This is a genomic window from Trinickia caryophylli, assembly GCF_034424545.1.
Classification (GTDB): Bacteria; Pseudomonadota; Gammaproteobacteria; order Burkholderiales; family Burkholderiaceae; genus Trinickia; species Trinickia caryophylli.
In genome coordinates this window covers 865397-885559 of record NZ_CP139970.1, presented here as the reverse complement: position 1 = coordinate 885559, position 20163 = coordinate 865397, and the positions used below count along the sequence as shown (strand labels likewise).

The window sequence follows — 20163 nt, the reverse complement described above, 5'->3', positions numbered from 1 at the left end:
CTTCGAGATAGGCTGCGCAACGTGTCCCTCACCCCGCAGAGGCTTTTCAGGCTGCTCGTCGTCATCTGGGTCGGCAGCCTCGTGACGATCGGTTATGCCGCCGCCCCCACGTTGTTCGCAACGCTCGATCGTGTAGCCGCGGGCGCCGTGGCGGCCCGGCTTTTTCGGATCGAGGCGATCATCGGTGTTTTCTGCGGCGTTTTGTCGCTGGCGCTCGGTAACCTGCTCGTGCGGCGTGGCGCTGTGGCTTATCGGCGGCTGCGCTGGCTGCTCGTTGGGATGCTGGCCTGCGTGATCGTCGGATATTTCTCGCTGCAGCCGTTCATGGATGCGCTGCGTGCAGCGGCGCTCGAGGCGGGCGTCGATGTGGGACACTCCGCGTATGCTGCGCGCTTCGGGTTGTTGCACGCACTTTCGAGTGCCTTTTACCTCGTGGAGAGCCTGCTTGGGCTCGTGCTGGTCTGGCGTTTGCCGGTGGGCGGCGTGATTCCTCCAGGCGGAGCCGCGCCGCGCGGTGTCTGAGAGGATGCGGGGCGCGGCTGCTTGCGCCTGATCGGCGCAGAGAGAAGGCTATTACCCGTTGCTCCCGCGCCGCCTCACACTTATTTCACTGCTTGATGCTGGCGCTTGGCGCTCGTCTGGCGCTTCTTGGCGCGTTTGACCGTGCCGCCGGCCGTGACGCGCTCATTGCCGCGCACGACCACGGTTTGGGGTTTCGGCCGGCGCGTGGGGTTATCTGTCGGCTTGACGACCTTGACGAGACGTGGGGCGGCACCGCGCCTGGCGGCGGGTTTCGCCGTGGCCGTCGCCGTGGCAGCGGCTGCTTCGCGCGCGCTGGGCGCGGCCGTGCCGCGACGAGCACCCGCGGTTTTGGCCGGAACCGCGCGTTCGGTCTTTTTCGGCTTCCAGATCACGAGCAGCTTGCCGATATGCTGGATCGGCGCGGCGTCGAGCGCATCGCAGATCTGATCGTAAATGGCGACGCGCTCGTCGCGTTCGTCGCCGAACACGCGAACCTTGATCAGCTCGTGCGCGTCGAGGTGGACCTTGATTTCGGCCAGGACGGCGTCAGTCAGCCCCTCGGCCCCGATGAGCACGACCGGTTTGAGCGCATGAGCCAGGGCGCGCAATTCGGCGCGGCGAGCGGGGGAAAGTTTCAGGGCGGACATAGGAAGATCGACAACTCGACTAGAATGTGGGCGGCCGCGCGCAAGCAACGATGCGACGCCCGCAATGACAACGGCAAAACGCGTATTATCCGCCAAAAGTGCGGCGCGACGCAGTAACTCTCTTTCAATGGCAAAAAACCGCTTCAACCAGTCGTGGCTGCACGACCATATCAACGATCCTTACGTCAAGCTTGCGCAGCGCGAGGGATACCGCGCCCGGGCGGCCTACAAGCTGAAGGAAATCGACGAGCAGGACAAGCTGATCCGCCCGGGGCAGATCATCGTCGATCTCGGCTCGGCGCCGGGCAGCTGGAGTCAATACGCGCGCAATAAGCTCGCGCAGAGCGCCCGGCGCGACGCTGCGCGCGAGGGCGGCATCGACGGCACGATCATCGCGCTCGATATGCTGCCGATGGAGCCGATCGCGGACGTCCACTTCATTCAGGGCGACTTTCGCGAGGACACCGTGCTCGCGCAACTCGAAGAAGTCGTGGCGGGCCGGCGGGTCGACCTTGTAATTTCGGACATGGCACCCAATCTTTCGGGGGTGGCCGTGGCGGATGCCGCACGGATCGAGCATGTTTGCGACCTCGCGCTCGAATTCGCGCAGAACCATTTGAAACCGGAGGGGGCGCTCCTCGTCAAATGTTTCCATGGCAGCGGCTACAGCCAGATCGTGGAGAAGTTCAAGCGCCAGTTTAAAACCGTCGCCGCGCGCAAGCCGAAAGCTTCGCGCGACAAATCGTCCGAAACTTTCATCCTGGGCAAGGTTCTGAAGCACCCCGGCTGACGAGGGCGGTGAAAAAAGTCCGATGCCGGCGCCGAAATGCCGGCTTGACACCCGGCCAAACGCTATTTCCGCGGTAGCGAAACGTTATGGCAGGGGCCTACGGACTGGATTAGAATGCTTTCGTGGTGCCGCAAGGTAAATGTAGGCGCCCGTCTATGTGAAGGAGTGGTGCTTTGAACAACAATATGTTTTCGAAGGCAGCAGTGTGGCTCGTGATCGCACTGGTGCTGTTTACGGTGTTCAAGCAGTTCGACAAGCCCCGCGTTCAGGAAGGCGTTTCCTATTCGCAATTCATGGCGGACGCGAAGGACGGCAAGGTCAAGAGCGTGGTCGTCCAGGGGCGGAATCTCACGGTCACTCCTGCTGATGGTCAAAAATATCAGATCGTATCGCCCGGCGATATCTGGATGGTCGGCGATCTGATGAAGTATGGCGTTCAGGTGAGCGGCAAGGCCGACGAGGAGCCGAACGCGCTCGTCTCCGCACTTTATTACCTCGGGCCGACGATTCTCATCATCGGCTTCTGGTTCTACATGATGCGGCAGATGCAAGGGGGCGGCAAAGGCGGGGCGTTCTCGTTCGGGAAGTCGCGCGCGCGGCTCATCGACGAGAACAACAACGCCATCAACTTCACCGATGTCGCCGGGTGCGACGAGGCGAAGGAGGAAGTCTCCGAACTCGTCGATTTCCTGCGCGATCCTCAGAAGTTCCAGAAGCTCGGTGGCCGCATTCCACGCGGCGTGCTGCTCGTCGGCCCGCCGGGTACCGGTAAGACGCTGCTTGCGCGCGCCATCGCCGGCGAGGCAAAGGTCCCGTTTTTCAGCATTTCCGGTTCGGACTTTGTCGAAATGTTCGTGGGCGTGGGCGCTGCGCGCGTGCGCGACATGTTCGAGCAGGCCAAAAAGCATGCGCCGTGTATCGTCTTCATCGACGAAATCGACGCCGTCGGCCGCCATCGCGGCGCCGGCATGGGTGGCGGCAACGACGAACGTGAGCAGACGCTGAACCAGATGCTTGTGGAGATGGACGGTTTCGAGGCCAATTCGGGCGTGATCGTGATTGCCGCGACGAACCGCTCCGACGTACTCGACAAGGCGCTCCTGCGCCCCGGCCGTTTCGATCGCCAGGTGTACGTGGGCTTGCCGGATATCCGTGGCCGCGAACAGATCCTGAAGGTGCATCTGCGCAAGGTGCCGATCGCGAACGACGTAGACGCTGCCGTCATTGCGCGTGGCACACCGGGCTTTTCGGGTGCGGATCTCGCGAACCTCGTCAACGAGGCGGCGCTCTTCGCCGCGCGACGCGGCAAGCGCATCGTCGAAATGCAGGATTTCGAAGACGCGAAGGACAAGATCTTCATGGGTCCGGAGCGCAAGTCGGCCGTTATCCGCGAAGAGGCGAAGCGCGCCACGGCCTACCACGAAGCGGGGCATGCCGTGGTGGCGAAGCTGCTGCCGAAGGCCGATCCTGTGCACAAGGTCACGATCATTCCGCGTGGTCGGGCGCTGGGCGTGACCTGGCAGTTGCCGGAGCACGACAACGAGACGTACTCGAAGGAATATCTGCTCGATCGCCTCGCCATTTTGTTCGGCGGCCGCGTGGCGGAGGAACTGTTCCTGAATCTGATCAGCACGGGCGCGTCGGACGACTTCAACAAGGCGACGCAAACGGCGCGCGCGATGGTTACGCGTTTCGGCATGACCGACGCATTGGGGCCGATGGTCTACGCGGACGACGACAACGAAGGCTCGCCGTTCGGCCGCGGCTTTACGCGTACGATTTCCGAAGCGACGCAGCAGAAGGTCGATGCCGAAATCCGCCGCGTGCTGGACGACCAGTACGGCCTTGCCCGCCGTCTGCTCGAAGAGAACCGGGACAAGGTCGAAGCAATGACCGCCGCGCTGATGGAGTGGGAGACGATCGATGCCGATCAGATCAACGACATCATGGCCGGCCGCCCGCCGCGCTCGCCGAAGAACGTTTCGTCGATCGATACCTCCTCGGGCAGCAGCGGCAGTCCGGGGGCCGAAGTGAAGCCGGGTAACGCGACTGCACCGGCATAACGACCGCCTGCAGCGAAAAACGGGCCGGTGCGGGATCGCACCGGCCCGTTTTTCGTTCATCGCGGCCAGCGCACGCGCCGCTTCGCGCGGTTTCCGTCATCGCAAATCGTCTCGTGACCAGCACCGATTCCACTTCCGATCTCACGCCCGAACCGTTGCAATGCGGGCGCTTCACGCTCACGTTCGAGCGCCCGCGCGTGATGGGCATTCTCAACGTCACACCTGACTCGTTTTCCGACGGCGGCCGCTATGTCGCGCGCGACGAAGCGTTGCGGCAGGCCGAGCGCATGCTCGGCGACGGCGCCGATATCATCGATATCGGCGGGGAATCGACGCGTCCGGGTGCGCCGCCCGTGCCGCTCGACGAAGAGCTCGCTCGAGTGATTCCCATCGTCGAGGCGTTGCGCGATGTGGGCGTGCCGCTGTCCCTCGATACGTACAAGCCCGAAGTAATGCGCGCCGCGCTTGCGGCGGGGGCCGATCTCATCAACGACGTCTGGGGTTTTCGGCGGCCGGGCGCGGTCGATGCCGTGCGCGAGAGCCGGTGCGGGCTCTGCATCATGCATATGCTCGGAGAGCCGCAGACAATGCAGCGCGGCAAGCCCGATTATGACGACGTGGTTGCCGACGTACGCGCATTCCTGACCGAGCGCGTCGAGGCGCTGATGCTGGCCGGCATTGCGCGCGGGCGCCTGAGCGTCGATCCCGGCTTCGGCTTCGGCAAGTCCACGCTCGAGGACAATTACGCATTGCTTGCTCATCTGGCGGACACCGCGCCGCGCGTGTCGCGTGGTGTGGCGCCGTATCCTATCCTGGCCGGCATGTCGCGCAAGTCGATGTTCGGCGTGGTTACCGGGCGGGCCACGCCGGCGGAACGTGTGGCGGCCAGCGTCGCGGGTGCCGTGTGCGCCGTCGAGCGCGGTGCCGCGATCGTGCGCGTGCACGATGTGGCCGAGACGGTCGATGCGTTGAAGGTCTGGGCCGCTGTGCGCGAGGCGGCGAGAAAAGACCGTTCATAGGCTCGTTGAGCGAGCAACGGCGGGGCGCTCGAGCGCCCCGCCCGTCAACAACCCAACTACTCGAAAACGAAGGAATCAACAGGATGGCACGTCGTTATTTCGGTACCGATGGCGTTCGTGGCAAGGTCGGCGAAGCGCCTGTCACGCCGGATTTCGTTCTGCGTCTGGGCTATGCGGCCGGCAAGGTGCTGGCCGGCGCAGACCGCTGGGCGAGGGGGGGCTCGCGGCCCACGGTGCTGATCGGCAAGGACACGCGCGTGTCCGGCTACATGCTCGAAGCTGCGCTCGAGGCGGGGTTCTCCGCTGCCGGTGTCGATGTGATGCTTGCGGGGCCGATGCCGACGCCCGGCGTTGCCTACCTCACGCGTGCGCTGCGTCTCGCGGCGGGTGTGGTCATCAGCGCGTCCCACAATCCCTACTACGACAACGGCATCAAGTTCTTCAGCGCCGACGGCAACAAGCTGCCCGATGAAGTGGAACTGCAGATCGAGGGGCAACTGGATGCGCCGCTCGACTGTGCCCCGTCGGAGCGCCTCGGCAAGGCACGCCGGCTCGATGATGCGGCGGGCCGCTATATCGAATTCTGCAAGAGCACGTTCCCGGCCGCATTCGATCTGCATGGGCTCAAGCTCGTGGTCGATTGCGCACACGGTGCGGCCTATCACGTCGCGCCTCACGTTTTCCACGAACTCGGCGCCGATGTCATTTCGATAGGCGTCGCGCCCAATGGCTTCAACATCAACGATGGTGTGGGCGCAACCGCGCCGGATGCGCTGATCCGCGCCGTGCGGGCCAACCGCGCCGATCTTGGCATCGCGCTCGACGGCGACGCCGACCGGCTGCAGGTGGTTGATGCGGCAGGACGCCTCTACAACGGCGACGAACTGCTCTACGTGCTCGTCAAAGACCGCATCGTCACCGACGGGGGGGTCGCGGGCGCAGTGGGCACGCTGATGACCAACATGGCCGTACAGGTGGCACTCGAGCGCGAAGGGGTGCAATTCGTACGGGCGGCTGTCGGCGATCGCTACGTGCTCGAGCAGTTGCGCGAACACGGCTGGCAACTGGGTGCGGAGGGCTCGGGCCACATCCTGTCGCTCGATCGGCATACGACCGGCGACGGCATCATTTCCGCGCTGCTCGTGCTTGCGGCCATCAAGCGTAGCGGGCGAACGCTCGCTCAGCAGTTGCAGGGCGTTTCCCTTTTTCCGCAGCAGCTCATTAACGTGCGGATGCGGCCAGGCGCGGATTGGAAGGCCAGCGGCGCGATCCGCGCGGCGGTGAGCGAAGCGGAGCGCGCGCTCGACGGAAACGGACGCGTGCTGATTCGGGCGTCCGGAACCGAGCCGGTATTGCGCGTGATGGTGGAAGCCCGGGAGAGCGAGGCGGCCACTCGGTGTGCGCAGGAAATCGCGCGGGTGGTGGAGCAGGAGACGGCCTGACCTTCAGGCTGCAAGTAACTCAAGTGACGCTAGCGGAAAAAAACGCGCCCTGCGCCACGTTTTTCCGCGTAATAATTTCCGGGCCGCTGTCACATTTGCGTCATTGAAAATTTGAGCCTATTCCGCGCAAGTTGGCCGTAAATTAATCTAACATCGGCCATCTTTCGCGGATACGCTTTTCCGGGCATACCGGTATCGGGTTTCGCGTCATATTACTGTCACAATACGGACCTAATCTTCGCGGTGTCGCAATCACGACCACACCACTGGGGGTTAATCCATGAAATTGATGCAGACTGCGTTCGCCGGCGTCGCCGCCGCGTTCTTCGCGCTTTCCGCGCAAGCCGCCGACATTACCGGCGCGGGCAGCACGTTCGCCGCACCCATCTATACCAAGTGGGCTGACGCATACCAGAAGACGGGCGGTGCGAAGGTCAACTACCAGGGCATCGGCTCTTCGGGCGGCATCAAGCAGATCATCGCCAAGACGGTCGACTTCGCGGGCTCCGACGCCCCCTTGAAGGACGACGATCTGGCCAAGGACGGCCTGTTCCAGTTTCCGACGGTGGTCGGGGGCGTGGTGCCCGTCGTCAACGTGCCGGGCGTGAAGCCGGGCGAACTCGTGCTGTCGGGTGAAGTGCTCGGCGAGATCTATCTCGGCACGGTCAAGAAGTGGAACGATCCCAAGATCGCCGCACTGAATCCCAAGGTCAAGCTGCCGGACACGGACATCGCCGTCGTGCGCCGTGCGGACGGCTCGGGCACGTCGTTCATCTGGACGCACTATCTCTCGCAAGTCAATCCGGAATGGAAGTCGAAGGTCGGTGAAGGCACGACCGTCAACTGGCCGACGGGTACGGGCGGCAAGGGTAACGACGGCGTTGCCGCGTTCGTGCAGCGTTTGCCGGGCGCGATCGGCTACGTGGAATGGGCGTACGCGAAGCAGAACCACATGACGTACACGGCGCTGAAGAACAGCACGGGCACGGTGGTCGAGCCGAAGACGGAAACGTTCAAGGCCGCCGCTGCCGGCGCGGACTGGAAGAAGTCGTTCTATCAGATCCTGACGAACCAGCCGGGCAAGGAAGCGTGGCCGGTTGTCGGCGCGACGTTCGTGCTGCTGCACACAGCGCAGGACAAGCCGGAGCAGGGTAAGGAAACGCTCAAGTTCTTCGACTGGGCGTTCAAGAACGGCACGCAGGCAGCGAACGATCTCGACTACATCTCGCTGCCGGAGTCGGTCGTTTCGGAAATCCGTACGCAGTGGAAGTCGAAGGTGAAGGACGCTTCGGGCAAGGCACTGGCTGAGTAAGCCGGCTCGAGAGATGCCCGGACAGGCGCGCTGCCAGTCCGGGCTTTGCTACCTGCCGTGCGGAGCGGTCTGCGCGGCAAAGGATAGGGCTCACATGTCCGACATCAACGTCGTATCGAGATCGCCCGGCGAGGCTGCGCAACGCGCGCCGAGCCGCCTCGGCGATATCGTTTTCGGAAATCTCGCGTGCCTGGCTGCGATCGTCACGTTGCTGCTGCTGGGCGGGATCATCGTGTCGCTCATAGTGGCCTCGATGCCGACGATCCAGAAGTTCGGCCTGAGCTTTCTATGGAACGCTGACTGGGATCCCCCCAACGATACGTTCGGCGCGCTCGTGCCCGTCTACGGCACCATCGTCACGTCGATCATCGCGCTCGTGATCGCGGTTCCGGTGAGCTTCGGCATCGCGCTCTTTCTGACTGAACTCTCCCCGACGTGGCTGCGCCGGCCGCTGGGCATCGCCATCGAGTTGCTCGCGGCGATCCCGTCGATCGTCTACGGCATGTGGGGGCTGCTGGTATTCGCGCCGATCTTCGCGCAGTACTTCGAGAAGCCCATCGGCCAGGTGCTCGGCACCGTGCCCATCATCGGCGCATTGTTCCAGGGGCCACCGATCGGAATCGGTATTCTTTGCGCCGGCGTGATCCTCGCGATCATGATCATCCCGTACATCGCCTCCGTGATGCGCGACGTCTTCGAGGTGACGCCTGTCCTGCTGAAGGAATCGGCCTATGGAATCGGTTGCACGACCTGGGAAGTCATGTGGAAGATCGTGCTCCCCTACACCAAGAGCGGCGTCATCGGCGGCGTCATGCTCGGTCTCGGGCGTGCCCTCGGCGAGACGATGGCCGTGACGTTCGTTATCGGCAATACGAATCTGTTTGGCGGCGTGTCGCTGTTCGCCCCCGGCAACAGCATCACCTCGGCGCTCGCCAATGAGTTTGCCGAAGCAACGCCGGGCCTGCACACTTCCGCGCTGATGGAGCTGGGGCTCATTCTCTTCGTCATTACGCTCATCGTCCTGACGATTTCGAAACTGCTGCTGCTGCGCATGGAAAAAACGGAGGGGTCCAAATGACGCGCCCCGCGCTCCAGGTACCGGGCTCAGCGAGCCCGGAAATCTTCCAGGCCACGCGCGATCGCTTGCAGCGCAAGCGCCGCCGCGTGAACGCCGCAGCGCTGACGCTCTCGCTCGCGGCGATGGCGTTCGGCCTGTTGTGGCTCGTCTGGATTCTCTACACCACGCTGAGCCTGGGCGTAGGCGGCCTGTCGCTGCAACTTTTCACGGCCTCGACGCCGCCGCCCAACACCGACGGCGGTGGCCTTGCCAACGCGATCGTCGGCAGCTTGCTGCTCGTCGTCGTTTCCACCGTAGTGGGTGCGCCGATCGGCGTGCTCGCGGGTGTTTATCTCGCCGAATACGGCCAGAAGGGCTGGCTCGCACGTGTGACGCGCTTTATCAACGACATTCTGCTTTCGGCACCGTCGATCATCGTAGGCCTCTTCGTTTATGCGCTCGTTGTGGCGCAGTCGGGCCGCTTTTCGGGCTGGGCGGGGGCGATCGCGCTTGCACTGCTCGAAATCCCGATCGTGATTCGTACGACGGAAAACATGCTCCGGCTCGTGCCGAATGCGTTGCGCGAAGCAGCGTTCGCGCTCGGCGTGCCGAAATGGCGCATGATTCTCTCCGTGACGCTCAAGGCGTCGATCGCGGGCGTCATGACGGGGGTGCTGCTGGCGGTTGCGCGTATTGCCGGTGAAACGGCGCCGTTGCTCTTCACCGCCTTGTCGAACCAGTTCTTCTCGCTCGACATGTCGCAACCGGTCGCAAACCTGCCGGTCACGATCTACAAGTTTGCAATGAGCCCGTTCCCGCAGTGGCAATCGCTCGCGTGGGCCGGCGTATTCCTGATTACGCTCGGCGTGCTCGGATTGAACATCCTCGCGCGCGCGATGTTCGGCAAGAAGTAACGGCGGAGCGCACCTATGAACATGGCAGAAAGTCACTTGAACCCCATCGAGCGCCCCGCGGCGCCCGCCGGCTTCGATCCCGCCACGGGCGAGTCTTCGCTTGCTCCGGCGCGGCCGAAAATCGAGGTGAAGAACCTCAACTTCTTCTACGGCAAGTATCACGCTCTGAAGAACATCAACATGCAGATTCCCGAGGGCAAGGTGACCGCGTTCATCGGCCCGTCGGGGTGCGGCAAATCCACGCTGCTGCGGACGTTCAACAAGATGTACGCACTGTATCCGGAACAGCGTGCCGAAGGCGCCATCATGATGGACGGCGAAAATCTGCTCGAAAGCACGCGCGACATTTCGCTCCTGCGTGCGCGCGTAGGCATGGTGTTCCAAAAGCCGACGCCGTTTCCGATGTCGATCTACGACAACATCGCATTCGGTGTGAAGATGTTCGAGTCGCTCTCGCGCTCGGAGATGGACGACCGCGTGGAGTGGGCGCTTACGAAAGCGGCACTGTGGAATGAGGTGAAGGACAAGCTTGGGCAGAGCGGGTATGGGCTTTCCGGTGGCCAGCAGCAGCGGCTCTGCATTGCGCGCGGCATCGCCATTCGTCCGGAAGTGCTGCTGCTCGACGAGCCGTGCTCGGCGCTCGACCCCATTTCGACGGGGCGCGTGGAAGAGCTGATCGCCGAGCTCAAGAACGACTACACCGTCGTGATCGTGACGCACAACATGCAGCAGGCCGCGCGTTGCTCCGACTATACGGGCTACATGTATCTCGGGGAGCTGATCGAGTTCGGCGATACGGAAAAGATCTTCATCAAGCCGGTCCGCAAGGAAACCGAGGACTACATCACCGGCCGTTTCGGCTGATGAACCGAGAAGGAGCCAATGATGTCCGATAAGCACCTGTCCAGCCAGTTCGATGCCGATCTGAATCTCGTGTCGTCGAAAGTGCTCGAAATGGGCGGCCTCATCGAATCGCAGATCAAGCATGCGATGGAGGCACTCAACAACTTCGACGCTGCCATCGCCGATCAGGTGATCACAGCCGAAGAGACTGTCAATACGATGGAAGTCGTCATCGACGAGGAATGCAGCAACATCATCGCGCGGCGGCAGCCGGCCGCGCGCGACCTGCGCTTGCTGCTCGCGATTTCGAAGACGATCACGAACCTCGAGCGTGCCGGCGACGAAGCGGAGAAAATCGCCAAGCGTGTGAAGCGCCTGATGGAGGACGGCGCCTCGCGCACCGTCAACATCGCCGAGATCAAGCTCTCGGGCGAGATGGCGGTGTCGATCCTGCGTCGCGCGCTCGATGCGTTTGCTCGCCTCGATACGGTGGCAGCCGCACAGATCGTGCGCGACGACAAGGCGATCGACGAGGAATTCCGCGCATTCGTGCGCAAGCTCGTCACCTACATGATGGAAGACCCTCGCACGATTTCCGCGGGCCTCGAGTACTTGTTCATCGCGAAGGCGATCGAGCGCATCGGCGATCATGCGAAGAACATTGCCGAGTTCATCATCTATATCGTGAAGGGCACGGACGTGCGTCACAAATCGCGCGACACGCTCGAACGCGAAGCGCTTAGTTAACGTTTCAAGAGGTGACGATGCCGAGCAGCATTCTCATCATCGAAGATGAGCCCGCGATCTCCGAACTGATCTCGATCAACTTGCAGCATGCGGGCCATTGTCCGATCCGCGCCTACAATGCGGAGCAGGCGCAGTCGCTGATCAGCGACGTATTGCCGGACCTCGTCTTGCTCGACTGGATGCTGCCGGGCAAGTCGGGCATCGCGTTCGCGCGCGATCTGCGTAACAACGAGCGCACGAAGCATATTCCGATCATCATGCTGACCGCGCGCGGCGATGAGCAGGACAAGGTGCTCGGTCTCGAGATCGGCGCGGACGATTACGTCACGAAGCCGTTCTCACCGAAGGAGTTGATGGCGCGTATCAAGGCAGTGCTGCGCCGGCGCGCGCCGCAGCTCACCGAGGACGTCGTGGCGATCAACGGGCTGAAACTCGATCCGGCTACACATCGTGTCGCGGCGCACACGGACGGCAACGAGATCAAGCTCGATCTCGGGCCAACCGAATTCCGGCTGCTGCATTTCTTCATGACGCATCCCGAACGTGTGCACAGCCGCACGCAGTTGCTCGACCAGGTCTGGGGCGATCACGTATTCGTCGAGGAGCGCACCGTGGACGTGCATATCAAGCGTTTGCGCGCCGCGCTCAAGCCAGCTGGCTGCGATGCTATGATCGAGACGGTTCGCGGCAGCGGCTACCGGCTCGCGAAGAGCGCCTGATAGATCGCCGCCTGCGCGTTTTTTCTTTTCGAGCCTGAGGTAAGTGGCGCCATGAACATCATCTGGGCGCGCTCGCTCGTCGCCCTCGCGTTGCTGGCGATCGCAAGCGCGGCGATCGGCGCCGCCGCCGGTATCGAGGCGGCGCTTTTCTTCGCCCTCATAGCGCTTGTCGCGCAGCAACTCTTCAGTACGTATCACACGGAAAGGCTCTGGCGGTTGCTCGATGCGCCGGTATACGGCCAGGTGCCGAGCGCGCCGGGCGTATGGGGCGAGATTTACTATCGGCTGCACAAACTGGCCAAGCGCTGGCATGCGCAGGTGCGCCAGGTCGAGCAGCAGCACTCGCGCTTCATTCAGGCGATACAGGCGTCGCCGAACGGCGTGGCAATGCTCGACGATCACGATCAGATCGAGTGGTGCAACGCTATTGCCGAGCAGCATTTCGGGCTCGACGCGAAGCGCGATCTGCGTCAGCACATTACCCATCTCGTGCGGCATCCCGAGTTCGTGCGGTATCTGAACTCGCACCATTACGAAGAAATGCTCGTCATGCGCGGCATGGGCGAGAAGCGCCAGAACGTGCTGTCGGTACAGGTGTTTCCGTACGGCGAGAACCGCAAGCTCGTACTGTCGGCCGATATCACGGAGCTCGAGCGCACTGATGCGATGCGCCGCGATTTCGTCGCGAACGTCTCGCACGAACTGAAAACGCCGCTGACCGTGCTCTCGGGTTTCCTCGAAACGCTGCGCGAAATTCCGCTTCCCGAAGCGGAGCGCGCGCGCTACCTCGAACTGATGGAGCAGCAGGCGTCGCGCATGCGCAATATCGTCGACGACCTTTTAGTGCTGGCGAAGCTCGAGGGCGACACCCGGCCGCCGAGCGATCATGCGATCGACATGCATGCCGTACTGCGGCATCTGCGTGACGACGCGCAGACGCTTTCGAACGGACACCACAAGATCGCTTTCGATGCCGATGAAAGCATCAGCGTGACCGGCGCGCAAACCGAAATCATGAGCGCGCTGGGCAATCTCGTCACGAACGCGATCCGCTATACGCCCGATGGCGGTTCGATTCGCGTGGAGTGGAAAATGGCGGGGCAGAGCGCCGTGTTCTCCGTGACCGATACGGGCTACGGCATCCCCGCAGCCGATATTCCGCGTTTGACCGAGCGGTTTTATCGCGTCGACCGCAGCCGCTCGCGGGACACCGGTGGAACCGGCCTCGGCCTTGCCATCGTCAAGCACGTCTTGCAACGGCACGATGCGGTGCTCGACGTCATGAGCGAGGAAGGGCGAGGCAGTACCTTCAGCGTGCGCTTTCCCGTGCAGCGCACGGTGCGGCGGGAGGCCACCCACGCATAAGGCGCGTGGCGCCGCCGGGCGTGTGTTCGCTGTCAAGTGGAAGTGAACGCGGGCCCATGGGCCCGCGGCTTCAGCAGCCGAATTTCGCCAGCAATCCCAGTTGCGCGTTGCGCGAGGTCTTGCCCGGGCGTGCTCGGCGGTAATGTCCGTCGCTTTGCATGAGCCACGCCGAAAGGTTGTCCCCCAAGAAAGCTGAGAGGCCCTCGGCGATTACGCGGCGCTTCAAGCGTCGGTCCCTGATCGGGAACGCGACTTCCACGCGCCGGAAGAAATTGCGGTCCATCCAGTCCGCGCTCGACAGATAAACCTTTTCGTCGCCGCCCGCGAAGAAGTAGAAAATCCGGTGGTGCTCGAGGAAGCGGCCGACGATCGAGCGCACGGAAATGTTCTCCGACAGGCCGGGCACGCCCGGCTGGAGCGAGCAGACGCCCCGCACGATGAGATCGATCTTGACGCCTGCCTGCGACGCTTCATAGAGTTCGCCGATGACGGTGGGCTCGAGCAGTGCGTTCATCTTCGCGACGATGCGCGCTTTCTTGCCCACGCGGGCATTTTCGGCTTCCGCGCGAATCGCTTCGACGAGTCGCGGGTGCAGCGTGAAGGGCGATTGCCAGAGCTCGCGCAGCTTGAGTTCGCCGCCGATGCCGGTCAACTGCTGGAAGACATAATGCACGTCCTCGCAGACGATCTGGTCGGACGTCATCAGCCCGAAGTCGGTGTACAGGCGGGCCGTGCGCGGATGATAGTTGCCGGTGCCGAGATGTGCGTAGCGCTTCAGCATGGAACGGCCGTTTTCGGTCACGCGCCGCACGATCAGCATCATTTTCGCGTGGCATTTGTGGCCGACCACGCCATACACGACGTGAGCGCCGACCGCCTCGAGCTGCGCAGCCCAGTTGATGTTGGTTTCCTCGTCGAAGCGCGCGAGCAACTCGACGACGACCGTGACTTCCTTGCCGTTGCGCGCCGCCTGCATGAGGGCGTCCATCAGCGGCGAATCGGTGCCGGTACGATAGATGGTCTGTTTGATGGCGACGACGTTCGGGTCCTGTGCCGCTTGCAGCAGCAGCTCGAGCACCGGCTGAAAACTTTCGTAGGGGTGATGCAGCAGCACGTCGCCCTGGTCGATCGTCTCGAACAGATTGGCGGAATTCACGATGCGCTCGGGCGTGGCCGGCACGTGCGGCATGAACTTGAGATCGGGGCGGTCGACGAGTTCGGGCAACTGCATCAGTCGCACGAGATTGACCGAGCCGTTCACGCGGTAGCAATCCTTGTCGCTGAGCCCGCTTTCGTCGAGCAACCGCTGCACGAGATGCGCAGGCGTTTGCGCCGAGACTTCGAGCCGCACCGCATTGCCGAGATGCCGCGCGGGCAGCTCGCCTTGCAGCGCCACGCGCAGATTCGTGATTTCGTCTTCGTCGACGAAGAGTTCGCTGTTGCGCGTGATGCGGAATTGATTGCAACTGCGTACCGTGAGGTTGGGGAAGAGTTCGCCCACGAAGCGCTGCATGAGCGAACTCAGCAGCACGAAGCCATGCTCGAAGCCCGACAGTTCCTGCGGCATGCGCACGAGGCGCGGTAGCGCCCGAGGGGCCTGTACGATGCCCATTACCGCCTGCCGGCCGAACGCATCCCTGCCTTCGAGCTCGACGACGAAGTTCAGGCTCTTGTTGAGTACGCGTGGGAACGGGTGAGCCGGGTCGAGGCCGATCGGCGTCAGAACGGGCAGAAGTTCGTCGTTGAAGTAGCGGCGCGCCCATTGGGTCTGCGCCTCGCTCCAGCCTTCCGACGTGTGAAAGTAGATACCTTCTTCTTCGAGCGCCGGCAGTACCGTTTCGTGCAGCAGCCGGTATTGCCGGTGCACGAGCTTTTGCGCCCGCTCGACCACGAGGTCATAGACGTGTTGCAGCGACATGCCGTCGGGCGCGAGGGCGCCCGGGTTGTCGCGCATCTGCTCTTGCAGGCCGGCCATGCGGATCTCGAAGAACTCATCGAGATTGCTGCTCGTGATGCAAATGAAGCGCAGGCGCTCGAGCAGCGGTACGGACGGGTCTGCCGCTTGCGCAAGTACACGCTCGTTGAAACCGAGGATGCCCAACTCACGGTTGAGCAGAGGGTAGCGAACCGACATCGGCAATGGGGAATGAGAAGGGTCGGGAGGGGAAACAAACGGTCGCTCGGAAATTCTCACAGTTCGATGTCATCGCAATGAATTTTTTCGTTGTCATCAATTCTACGAGTATTTGCGTTAATTTCGGGACGTTACGGCGACGTGGGCCGGGGCGAGCAGGCGTGCCCATCGGCGATCTCACCCGGAGGTCGAAGGTATGCGCTTAAAATGGCGACTTTGAACACCGTTGCGCCCGCACCTGTCGGAAGCCGGCGAGCAGGGGCGCGCACGCAACCGAAATCGTTTTCATTCATGCCCAACACGCCCCACTTGCTCGCTTCCGTCGATCTCGGATCGAACAGCTTTCGGCTTATCGTCGGACGTATCGAGGAAACGCCGGCTGGTAGCCAGATCTATCAGGTCGATGCACTGCGCGAACCGGTGCGGCTCGCCGCTGGCCTTTCACCGGACAAGATGCTCGACCGCGCCTCGCAGGAGCGCGGCTGGAACGCGCTCAAGCGCTTCGGCGAACGGCTGCGCGACTTCCATCCCGATCACGTTCGGGCGGTGGCTACGAATACGTTGCGCGTGGCCAAGAACGCCCCAGAGTTTCTGGCCGAAGCGGAAAGCGCGCTTGGCTTTCCGATCGAAGTCATCGCGGGGCGGGAGGAAGCGCGGCTCATTTACGCGGGGGCTGCGCATTCGGTGCCCGCGTGCGCGGGCAAGCGGCTCGTTGTCGATATCGGCGGCGGCTCGACCGAGTTCATCATCGGCTCTCACTACACGCCGCTCGTCATGGAGAGCCTTTATATCGGCTGCGTCAGCCACAGCCGGCAGTTTTTTCCGGCCGGCAACGTCGACGAATACACGATGCGGCAGGCCGAACTCGCGGCCAAGCGCGAAATCGAGATCATCTCGCGCGAATACAAGCAGGCTGGCTGGGACCAGGCGATCGGTTCGTCCGGCACGGCGCGCGCGTTGGCGGAACTCGTCGAAGCAAACGGTTTCAACGACGCCGGGATCTCGCACGGGATTTCGCGCGGCGGCCTCGAGCGCCTGAAGCGCGCGCTGATCAAGGCCGAAAACGTGAACCGGCTGAAGCTCGTTGCGCTGAAGCCCGACCGCGTGCCGGTGCTGGCCGGCGGCCTGTCGATCATGCTGGCGGTGTTCGAGGAGCTCGGCATCGACTATGTCGATACGACCGACGGCGCGTTGCGGCTCGGCGTGCTTTACGACTTGCTCGGTCGTACGCAGCACGAAGACATGCGTGCTGTGACGGTGGAGGGCTTCACGCGCCGGTACGGCGTCGATCGCGCGCAGGCCGAGCGCATCCGGGATCTGGCGATCGGTTTTTACGATCAGCTCGGCGAACGCGATGACGAGCGCGCCGAGGAAAACCGCATCTTCCTCGCGTGGGCTGCGGCGCTGCATGAGATCGGGCTGTCCATTTCGCACAGTGCCTATCACAAGCATTCGGCTTATATCGCCAGCAATGCCGACATGCCAGGGTTTTCGCGCACCGATCAGGCGCGCCTTGCGGCGCTCGTGCTGGGGCACGCAGGCAAGCTGGGCAAGCTGGCCCAGGCGCGCGATGTGGAGTGGCCGCTGCTGTTCTGCCTGCGGCTTGCGGCGTTGCTCTCGCGCCGGCGCACGGACGTGGGGCTACCCGGCATTCGCGTTTCCCGCACCAACAATGGATATGACGTGCGGCTTCCGAACGAATGGGTGGCCAATAACCCGCTCACCGACTACAGCCTCGTGCAGGAGGCGGCCGAGTGGGAGAAGGTCGGCATGCGCTATCGCGTCGTTTATACCGACGAGTGATCGGGAAACGGCGGCGCTGGCCGTATTGCGCCGCTGCCGCCCCCGAGTGGCGGCAGCGGTGAAGCCATCCTTCAGCCGAGGAAGTGACGCGCGTAGCGCTCGTTGATTTCGGCGAGGCGGAAAAGCGTCAGAAAGTCGGCGCAATTGAAATCGGGATCCCAGGCCGGCGCGCCACAGATCTTGGCGCCGAGCCGGAGGTAGCCCTTGACGAGTGGCGGCGGCGCCACACGCGCCCCGGTGGTCAGTTCCTCGACCGGCAGCGGCGTGTGTGGAAAGGCGCGGTATTCGGGTGCGGTGAGGGCGTTTTCGCGCAGGGACTGATAGAGATTCGCGGCGAAATGACCGCCGTCCGCCATGGGCACGCTCGCGCAACCGAGCATCGTCTCGTAGCCGTTCTGAATCATGTAAGCGCCGAGGCCGCCCCAGAGCGACATGATGACCGAGCCACTGCGGTAGTCCGCGTGTACGCAGGAGCGGCCCACTTCGACCATTTTCGAGCGCAGATGCGCGAGCCGCGACAGATCGAATTCGCTCTCGGCGTAGAGGCGCCCGATGCGCGCCGCCTGATGCGGAGGCAACACGCGATAGGTGCCCACGACTTTCAAGGTATCGAGATCGCGTACGAGCAAATGATCGCAGTAGGCGTCGAAAGGATCGACATCGAGGCCTGCCGGACCGGCCACGCGCGCGCCCATTTCCTCGGCGAAAACGCGAAAGCGCAGTCGCTGCGCTTCGCGGAGTTCTTCGTCCGTGCGGGCCCAAGCCACCTGGAGGCGGTGCTGAGCGGTGATCGTCTCTTCGGCCAGTGGCAGACGGCGGCGCGAATCGGGGGGGATCGAAGCGAGGGGCAAGGTGGGCGTCGGCAGGTCTCGCATAAATGGTTCCTGATCAAGTAGGAATACTGCGTTTTTGCCAATGTAGTAACCGGCGGTGACGTTCGCATGGCAAACCTGTGTAAATGCGATGACATGTCGCGGATACGACATGGCAGTTTCACCATTTTGTCTGCATATTGACCGGCGATATCGATTCTAGGCCAGATCGGGACAAATGACCGCTCGAATGAGCACGCGCGTATCGGATTTGCACGTTTGGCCCTCGATCCACCAGACGCCGCCTTTCTTGATCGTCCAGTGGGCGGCCTGCCCGCCGACGAGCAGCGACGCAACGAGGCCGAGCGTGGGCTGGTGGCCGACGACGACGACCGTCTCGGCAATACCATCGGGCCAGCCGACTGTATTCAGCAGTTCGTTGGCCGAGGCGCCCGGCGCGACGGTTTTCTCGATGCGGTATTGATCCGTGAGCGCTTCGACGGTTTGCACCGTGCGCGCGGCTGGGCTGGCCAGGATCAGGGCATCGTCGGGCAGGCGTGCCCGGAGCCACTTGGCTGCGGCCTGTGCCTGTTTGCGGCCCCGCCCGGTGAGCTGGCGGGCGAGATCGGTCGATGCAACGTCTTCTGCTTCGGCGTGACGCCAGAGAATCAGATTCATGTTGGCCTCTTTTTACCCGTCTTCCGGGCTTTGTGAGACCGCGCAAGCGCGATGCCGGTTCAGGCGGCAGGTTCGCATTGACCGCGGTGGGCAGAAACGGCTACAATCCGCGGCTCGTCGGAGCGTAGCGCAGCCTGGTAGCGCATCTGATTTGGGATCAGAGGGTCGTAGGTTCGAATCCTATCGCTCCGACCACGAAAATCGAGGGGTTACAGTGCTTTTGCCTGTAACCCCTTTTGCTTTTTGCGTCCGTGGTTGTGAATGCGACGTTGTTCAAAGGAATAAGCATGCGGGCTGACCGTGCTCAGGAGTCTGTTTCAAGCGCGATGTCAGGGGGCGTCGGCTTCAGCGTGGAGGGCAATTCGCGAACCGATTTGAGATCTGCCGCTCCGGGGCGGTAGCGCTTTGGCCACGCCGCCGTTGGCTCCAGGCATTACTTCGCAACTGATGCACGCACGCGGTTGACCCGCTGGTTGTCCTGTCCTTGCACGAGCGGCGTCAATGCGAAGTTGAACTCGATATCCTCGTACCGGTCTGCTTTCAGGCCCAATGCGGTGCCACCCGATTTTTCCGCGACCGGCGCAATCAGCTCTTCGCGCGTGGCGTAGGCGAAGTCGTCCCGGATCAGCGGATCGCCTTCGATGCTGAACTGGGTGGTCAGTTTGCGGTGGCCCTCGCTCGTTACGAAGAAATGCACGTGCGCGGGGCGTCGGCCGTGCCGCGCAACCTCGTTGAGCAATTGCTGCGCGGCGGGCAGCCATAGCCCACGGGCATCAGCGTGCGAAATTCGTATTTGCCGTCGGGGCCTGTTTTTACCGCGCCGCGCAGATTGAACTCGCTTTGTGCGCCGGTCGGATCGAAGTGCGAATAAAAGCCCTTCGAATTCGCGTGCCAGCATTCGACCAGGGCACCCGCAACCGGCTCATCGTCGGCGCCCGTCACCGTGCCGTGGATGACGAGCGGACCAGCGTCCGCATCCGCATCGACGTCGATCCGCGAAACGCCTTCGCGTGCCGCTGCGCCGGCCACGTAGAGAGGGCCTTCGATCGTGCGCGGCAGCTTTGAGCAGCGCCTGCACTTCGCTCGTTTCGAATACCTTTGCGTTCATGATTACTGTCTCCACTTGTCGCTATCCGACTACTGGACGTTCGCTATCCGTTTTTTCCGGCGCGGCCACGGCAGGTCGCGCGCAGGAGCAAAAAAAGCGGATAGCGAACGGCGACCAGACGGATAGCGCCCGACCTGCTTCGGGTATTCAATCCAGCCCATCACGGACCCGGTCGCAAGGCCGCTGAA

General features: G+C 63.0%; 17 protein-coding genes, 1 tRNA gene and 1 pseudogene. 14 read left to right on the top strand and 5 right to left on the bottom strand.

What is annotated here, in order from left to right; translation table 11 throughout:
• Positions 1-12 precede the first annotated feature (12 nt).
• Positions 13-522 (top strand): DUF4149 domain-containing protein, encoded by a 510-nt coding sequence (locus tag U0034_RS03980; RefSeq protein WP_162801000.1) that lies wholly within the window; start codon positions 13-15, stop codon positions 520-522.
• A gap of 80 nt (positions 523-602) precedes the next feature.
• Here the strand turns inward: U0034_RS03980 and U0034_RS03975 are convergent, their stop codons facing one another.
• Positions 603-1169, bottom strand: coding sequence for a YhbY family RNA-binding protein (locus U0034_RS03975; protein ID WP_085224113.1), 567 nt, complete (start codon positions 1167-1169; stop codon positions 603-605).
• 127 nt (positions 1170-1296) lie between these two features.
• Here U0034_RS03975 and U0034_RS03970 point away from each other — a divergent pair, with 127 nt between their 5' ends.
• The 11 genes from U0034_RS03970 to phoR all read left to right on the top strand — a co-directional run bounded on the left by U0034_RS03970 (position 1297) and on the right by phoR (position 13440).
• Positions 1297-1959, top strand: coding sequence for an RlmE family RNA methyltransferase (locus U0034_RS03970; RefSeq protein WP_085224115.1), 663 nt, complete (start codon positions 1297-1299; stop codon positions 1957-1959).
• Between the two features lie 173 nt (positions 1960-2132).
• Complete coding sequence (gene ftsH, locus U0034_RS03965) at positions 2133-4022, top strand: ATP-dependent zinc metalloprotease FtsH (RefSeq protein WP_085224117.1); 1890 nt, start codon at positions 2133-2135, stop codon at positions 4020-4022.
• 200 nt (positions 4023-4222) lie between these two features.
• Entirely contained in the window at positions 4223-5041 is an 819-nt protein-coding gene (folP, locus tag U0034_RS03960; protein ID WP_162800999.1) for a dihydropteroate synthase, read from the top strand.
• Positions 5042-5124: 83 nt separating this feature from the next.
• Positions 5125-6483, top strand: coding sequence for a phosphoglucosamine mutase (glmM, locus tag U0034_RS03955; protein ID WP_085224121.1), 1359 nt, complete (start codon positions 5125-5127; stop codon positions 6481-6483).
• A 280-nt stretch (positions 6484-6763) separates the two neighbouring features.
• A complete protein-coding gene (gene pstS, locus U0034_RS03950) occupies positions 6764-7795 on the top strand; it encodes a phosphate ABC transporter substrate-binding protein PstS (RefSeq protein WP_085224123.1) in 1032 nt (343 codons plus the stop codon).
• 94 nt (positions 7796-7889) lie between these two features.
• The gene (gene pstC / locus U0034_RS03945) at positions 7890-8873 is read left to right on the top strand and encodes a phosphate ABC transporter permease PstC (protein ID WP_085224125.1); all 984 of its coding nucleotides are present in this window, start codon (positions 7890-7892) and stop codon (positions 8871-8873) included.
• Positions 8870-9766 carry a phosphate ABC transporter permease PstA gene (pstA, locus tag U0034_RS03940; RefSeq protein WP_085224127.1) on the top strand — a complete coding sequence of 299 codons (897 nt, stop codon included), beginning with the start codon at positions 8870-8872 and terminating at the stop codon, positions 9764-9766. Before pstC ends, pstA begins: the two co-directional genes overlap by 4 nt.
• Before the next feature lie 15 nt (positions 9767-9781).
• Positions 9782-10630 (top strand): phosphate ABC transporter ATP-binding protein PstB, encoded by an 849-nt coding sequence (gene pstB, locus U0034_RS03935; protein ID WP_085224129.1) that lies wholly within the window; start codon positions 9782-9784, stop codon positions 10628-10630.
• A 21-nt stretch (positions 10631-10651) separates the two neighbouring features.
• The gene (gene phoU, locus U0034_RS03930) at positions 10652-11356 is read left to right on the top strand and encodes a phosphate signaling complex protein PhoU (protein ID WP_085224493.1); all 705 of its coding nucleotides are present in this window, start codon (positions 10652-10654) and stop codon (positions 11354-11356) included.
• A gap of 17 nt (positions 11357-11373) precedes the next feature.
• Positions 11374-12075 (top strand): phosphate regulon transcriptional regulator PhoB, encoded by a 702-nt coding sequence (phoB, locus tag U0034_RS03925; protein ID WP_085224131.1) that lies wholly within the window; start codon positions 11374-11376, stop codon positions 12073-12075.
• A 51-nt stretch (positions 12076-12126) separates the two neighbouring features.
• A complete protein-coding gene (phoR, locus tag U0034_RS03920; RefSeq protein WP_085224133.1) occupies positions 12127-13440 on the top strand; it encodes a phosphate regulon sensor histidine kinase PhoR in 1314 nt (437 codons plus the stop codon).
• 70 nt (positions 13441-13510) lie between these two features.
• On the opposite strand, the gene ppk1 is transcribed toward phoR, so the two are convergent.
• Complete coding sequence (gene ppk1, locus U0034_RS03915) at positions 13511-15574, bottom strand: polyphosphate kinase 1 (RefSeq protein ID WP_085224135.1); 2064 nt, start codon at positions 15572-15574, stop codon at positions 13511-13513.
• Positions 15575-15865: 291 nt separating this feature from the next.
• Between ppk1 and ppx the strand changes: the two genes are divergently transcribed.
• Complete coding sequence (gene ppx, locus U0034_RS03910; RefSeq protein ID WP_085224137.1) at positions 15866-17377, top strand: exopolyphosphatase; 1512 nt, start codon at positions 15866-15868, stop codon at positions 17375-17377.
• Between the two features lie 71 nt (positions 17378-17448).
• Here the strand turns inward: ppx and U0034_RS03905 are convergent, their stop codons facing one another.
• Positions 17449-18252 carry a GNAT family N-acetyltransferase gene (locus tag U0034_RS03905; RefSeq protein ID WP_085224495.1) on the bottom strand — a complete coding sequence of 268 codons (804 nt, stop codon included), beginning with the start codon at positions 18250-18252 and terminating at the stop codon, positions 17449-17451.
• A gap of 156 nt (positions 18253-18408) precedes the next feature.
• Positions 18409-18867 (bottom strand): SixA phosphatase family protein, encoded by a 459-nt coding sequence (locus tag U0034_RS03900; RefSeq protein WP_085224139.1) that lies wholly within the window; start codon positions 18865-18867, stop codon positions 18409-18411.
• 118 nt (positions 18868-18985) lie between these two features.
• Here U0034_RS03900 and U0034_RS03895 point away from each other — a divergent pair.
• Positions 18986-19062: transfer RNA gene (locus U0034_RS03895), tRNA-Pro, on the top strand.
• Between the two features lie 238 nt (positions 19063-19300).
• Here U0034_RS03895 and U0034_RS03890 read toward each other — a convergent pair.
• A pseudogene (locus U0034_RS03890) lies at positions 19301-19923 on the bottom strand (dioxygenase family protein); the annotation flags it as partial.
• Between the last annotated feature and the right edge of the window lie 240 nt (positions 19924-20163).

Coding starts and splice junctions, on each gene's coding strand:
- U0034_RS03975 (WP_085224113.1), bottom strand. CDS start 1,169: ATGTCCGCCCTGAAACTTTCCCCCGCTCGCCGCGCCGAATTGCGCGCC.
- U0034_RS03970 (WP_085224115.1), top strand. CDS start 1,297: ATGGCAAAAAACCGCTTCAACCAGTCGTGGCTGCACGACCATATCAAC.
- folP (WP_162800999.1), top strand. CDS start 4,223: ATGGGCATTCTCAACGTCACACCTGACTCGTTTTCCGACGGCGGCCGC.
- glmM (WP_085224121.1), top strand. CDS start 5,125: ATGGCACGTCGTTATTTCGGTACCGATGGCGTTCGTGGCAAGGTCGGC.
- pstS (WP_085224123.1), top strand. CDS start 6,764: ATGAAATTGATGCAGACTGCGTTCGCCGGCGTCGCCGCCGCGTTCTTC.
- pstC (WP_085224125.1), top strand. CDS start 7,890: ATGTCCGACATCAACGTCGTATCGAGATCGCCCGGCGAGGCTGCGCAA.
- pstA (WP_085224127.1), top strand. CDS start 8,870: ATGACGCGCCCCGCGCTCCAGGTACCGGGCTCAGCGAGCCCGGAAATC.
- pstB (WP_085224129.1), top strand. CDS start 9,782: ATGAACATGGCAGAAAGTCACTTGAACCCCATCGAGCGCCCCGCGGCG.
- phoU (WP_085224493.1), top strand. CDS start 10,652: ATGTCCGATAAGCACCTGTCCAGCCAGTTCGATGCCGATCTGAATCTC.
- phoB (WP_085224131.1), top strand. CDS start 11,374: ATGCCGAGCAGCATTCTCATCATCGAAGATGAGCCCGCGATCTCCGAA.
- phoR (WP_085224133.1), top strand. CDS start 12,127: ATGAACATCATCTGGGCGCGCTCGCTCGTCGCCCTCGCGTTGCTGGCG.
- ppk1 (WP_085224135.1), bottom strand. CDS start 15,574: ATGTCGGTTCGCTACCCTCTGCTCAACCGTGAGTTGGGCATCCTCGGT.
- ppx (WP_085224137.1), top strand. CDS start 15,866: ATGCCCAACACGCCCCACTTGCTCGCTTCCGTCGATCTCGGATCGAAC.
- U0034_RS03905 (WP_085224495.1), bottom strand. CDS start 18,252: ATGCGAGACCTGCCGACGCCCACCTTGCCCCTCGCTTCGATCCCCCCC.
- U0034_RS03900 (WP_085224139.1), bottom strand. CDS start 18,867: ATGAATCTGATTCTCTGGCGTCACGCCGAAGCAGAAGACGTTGCATCG.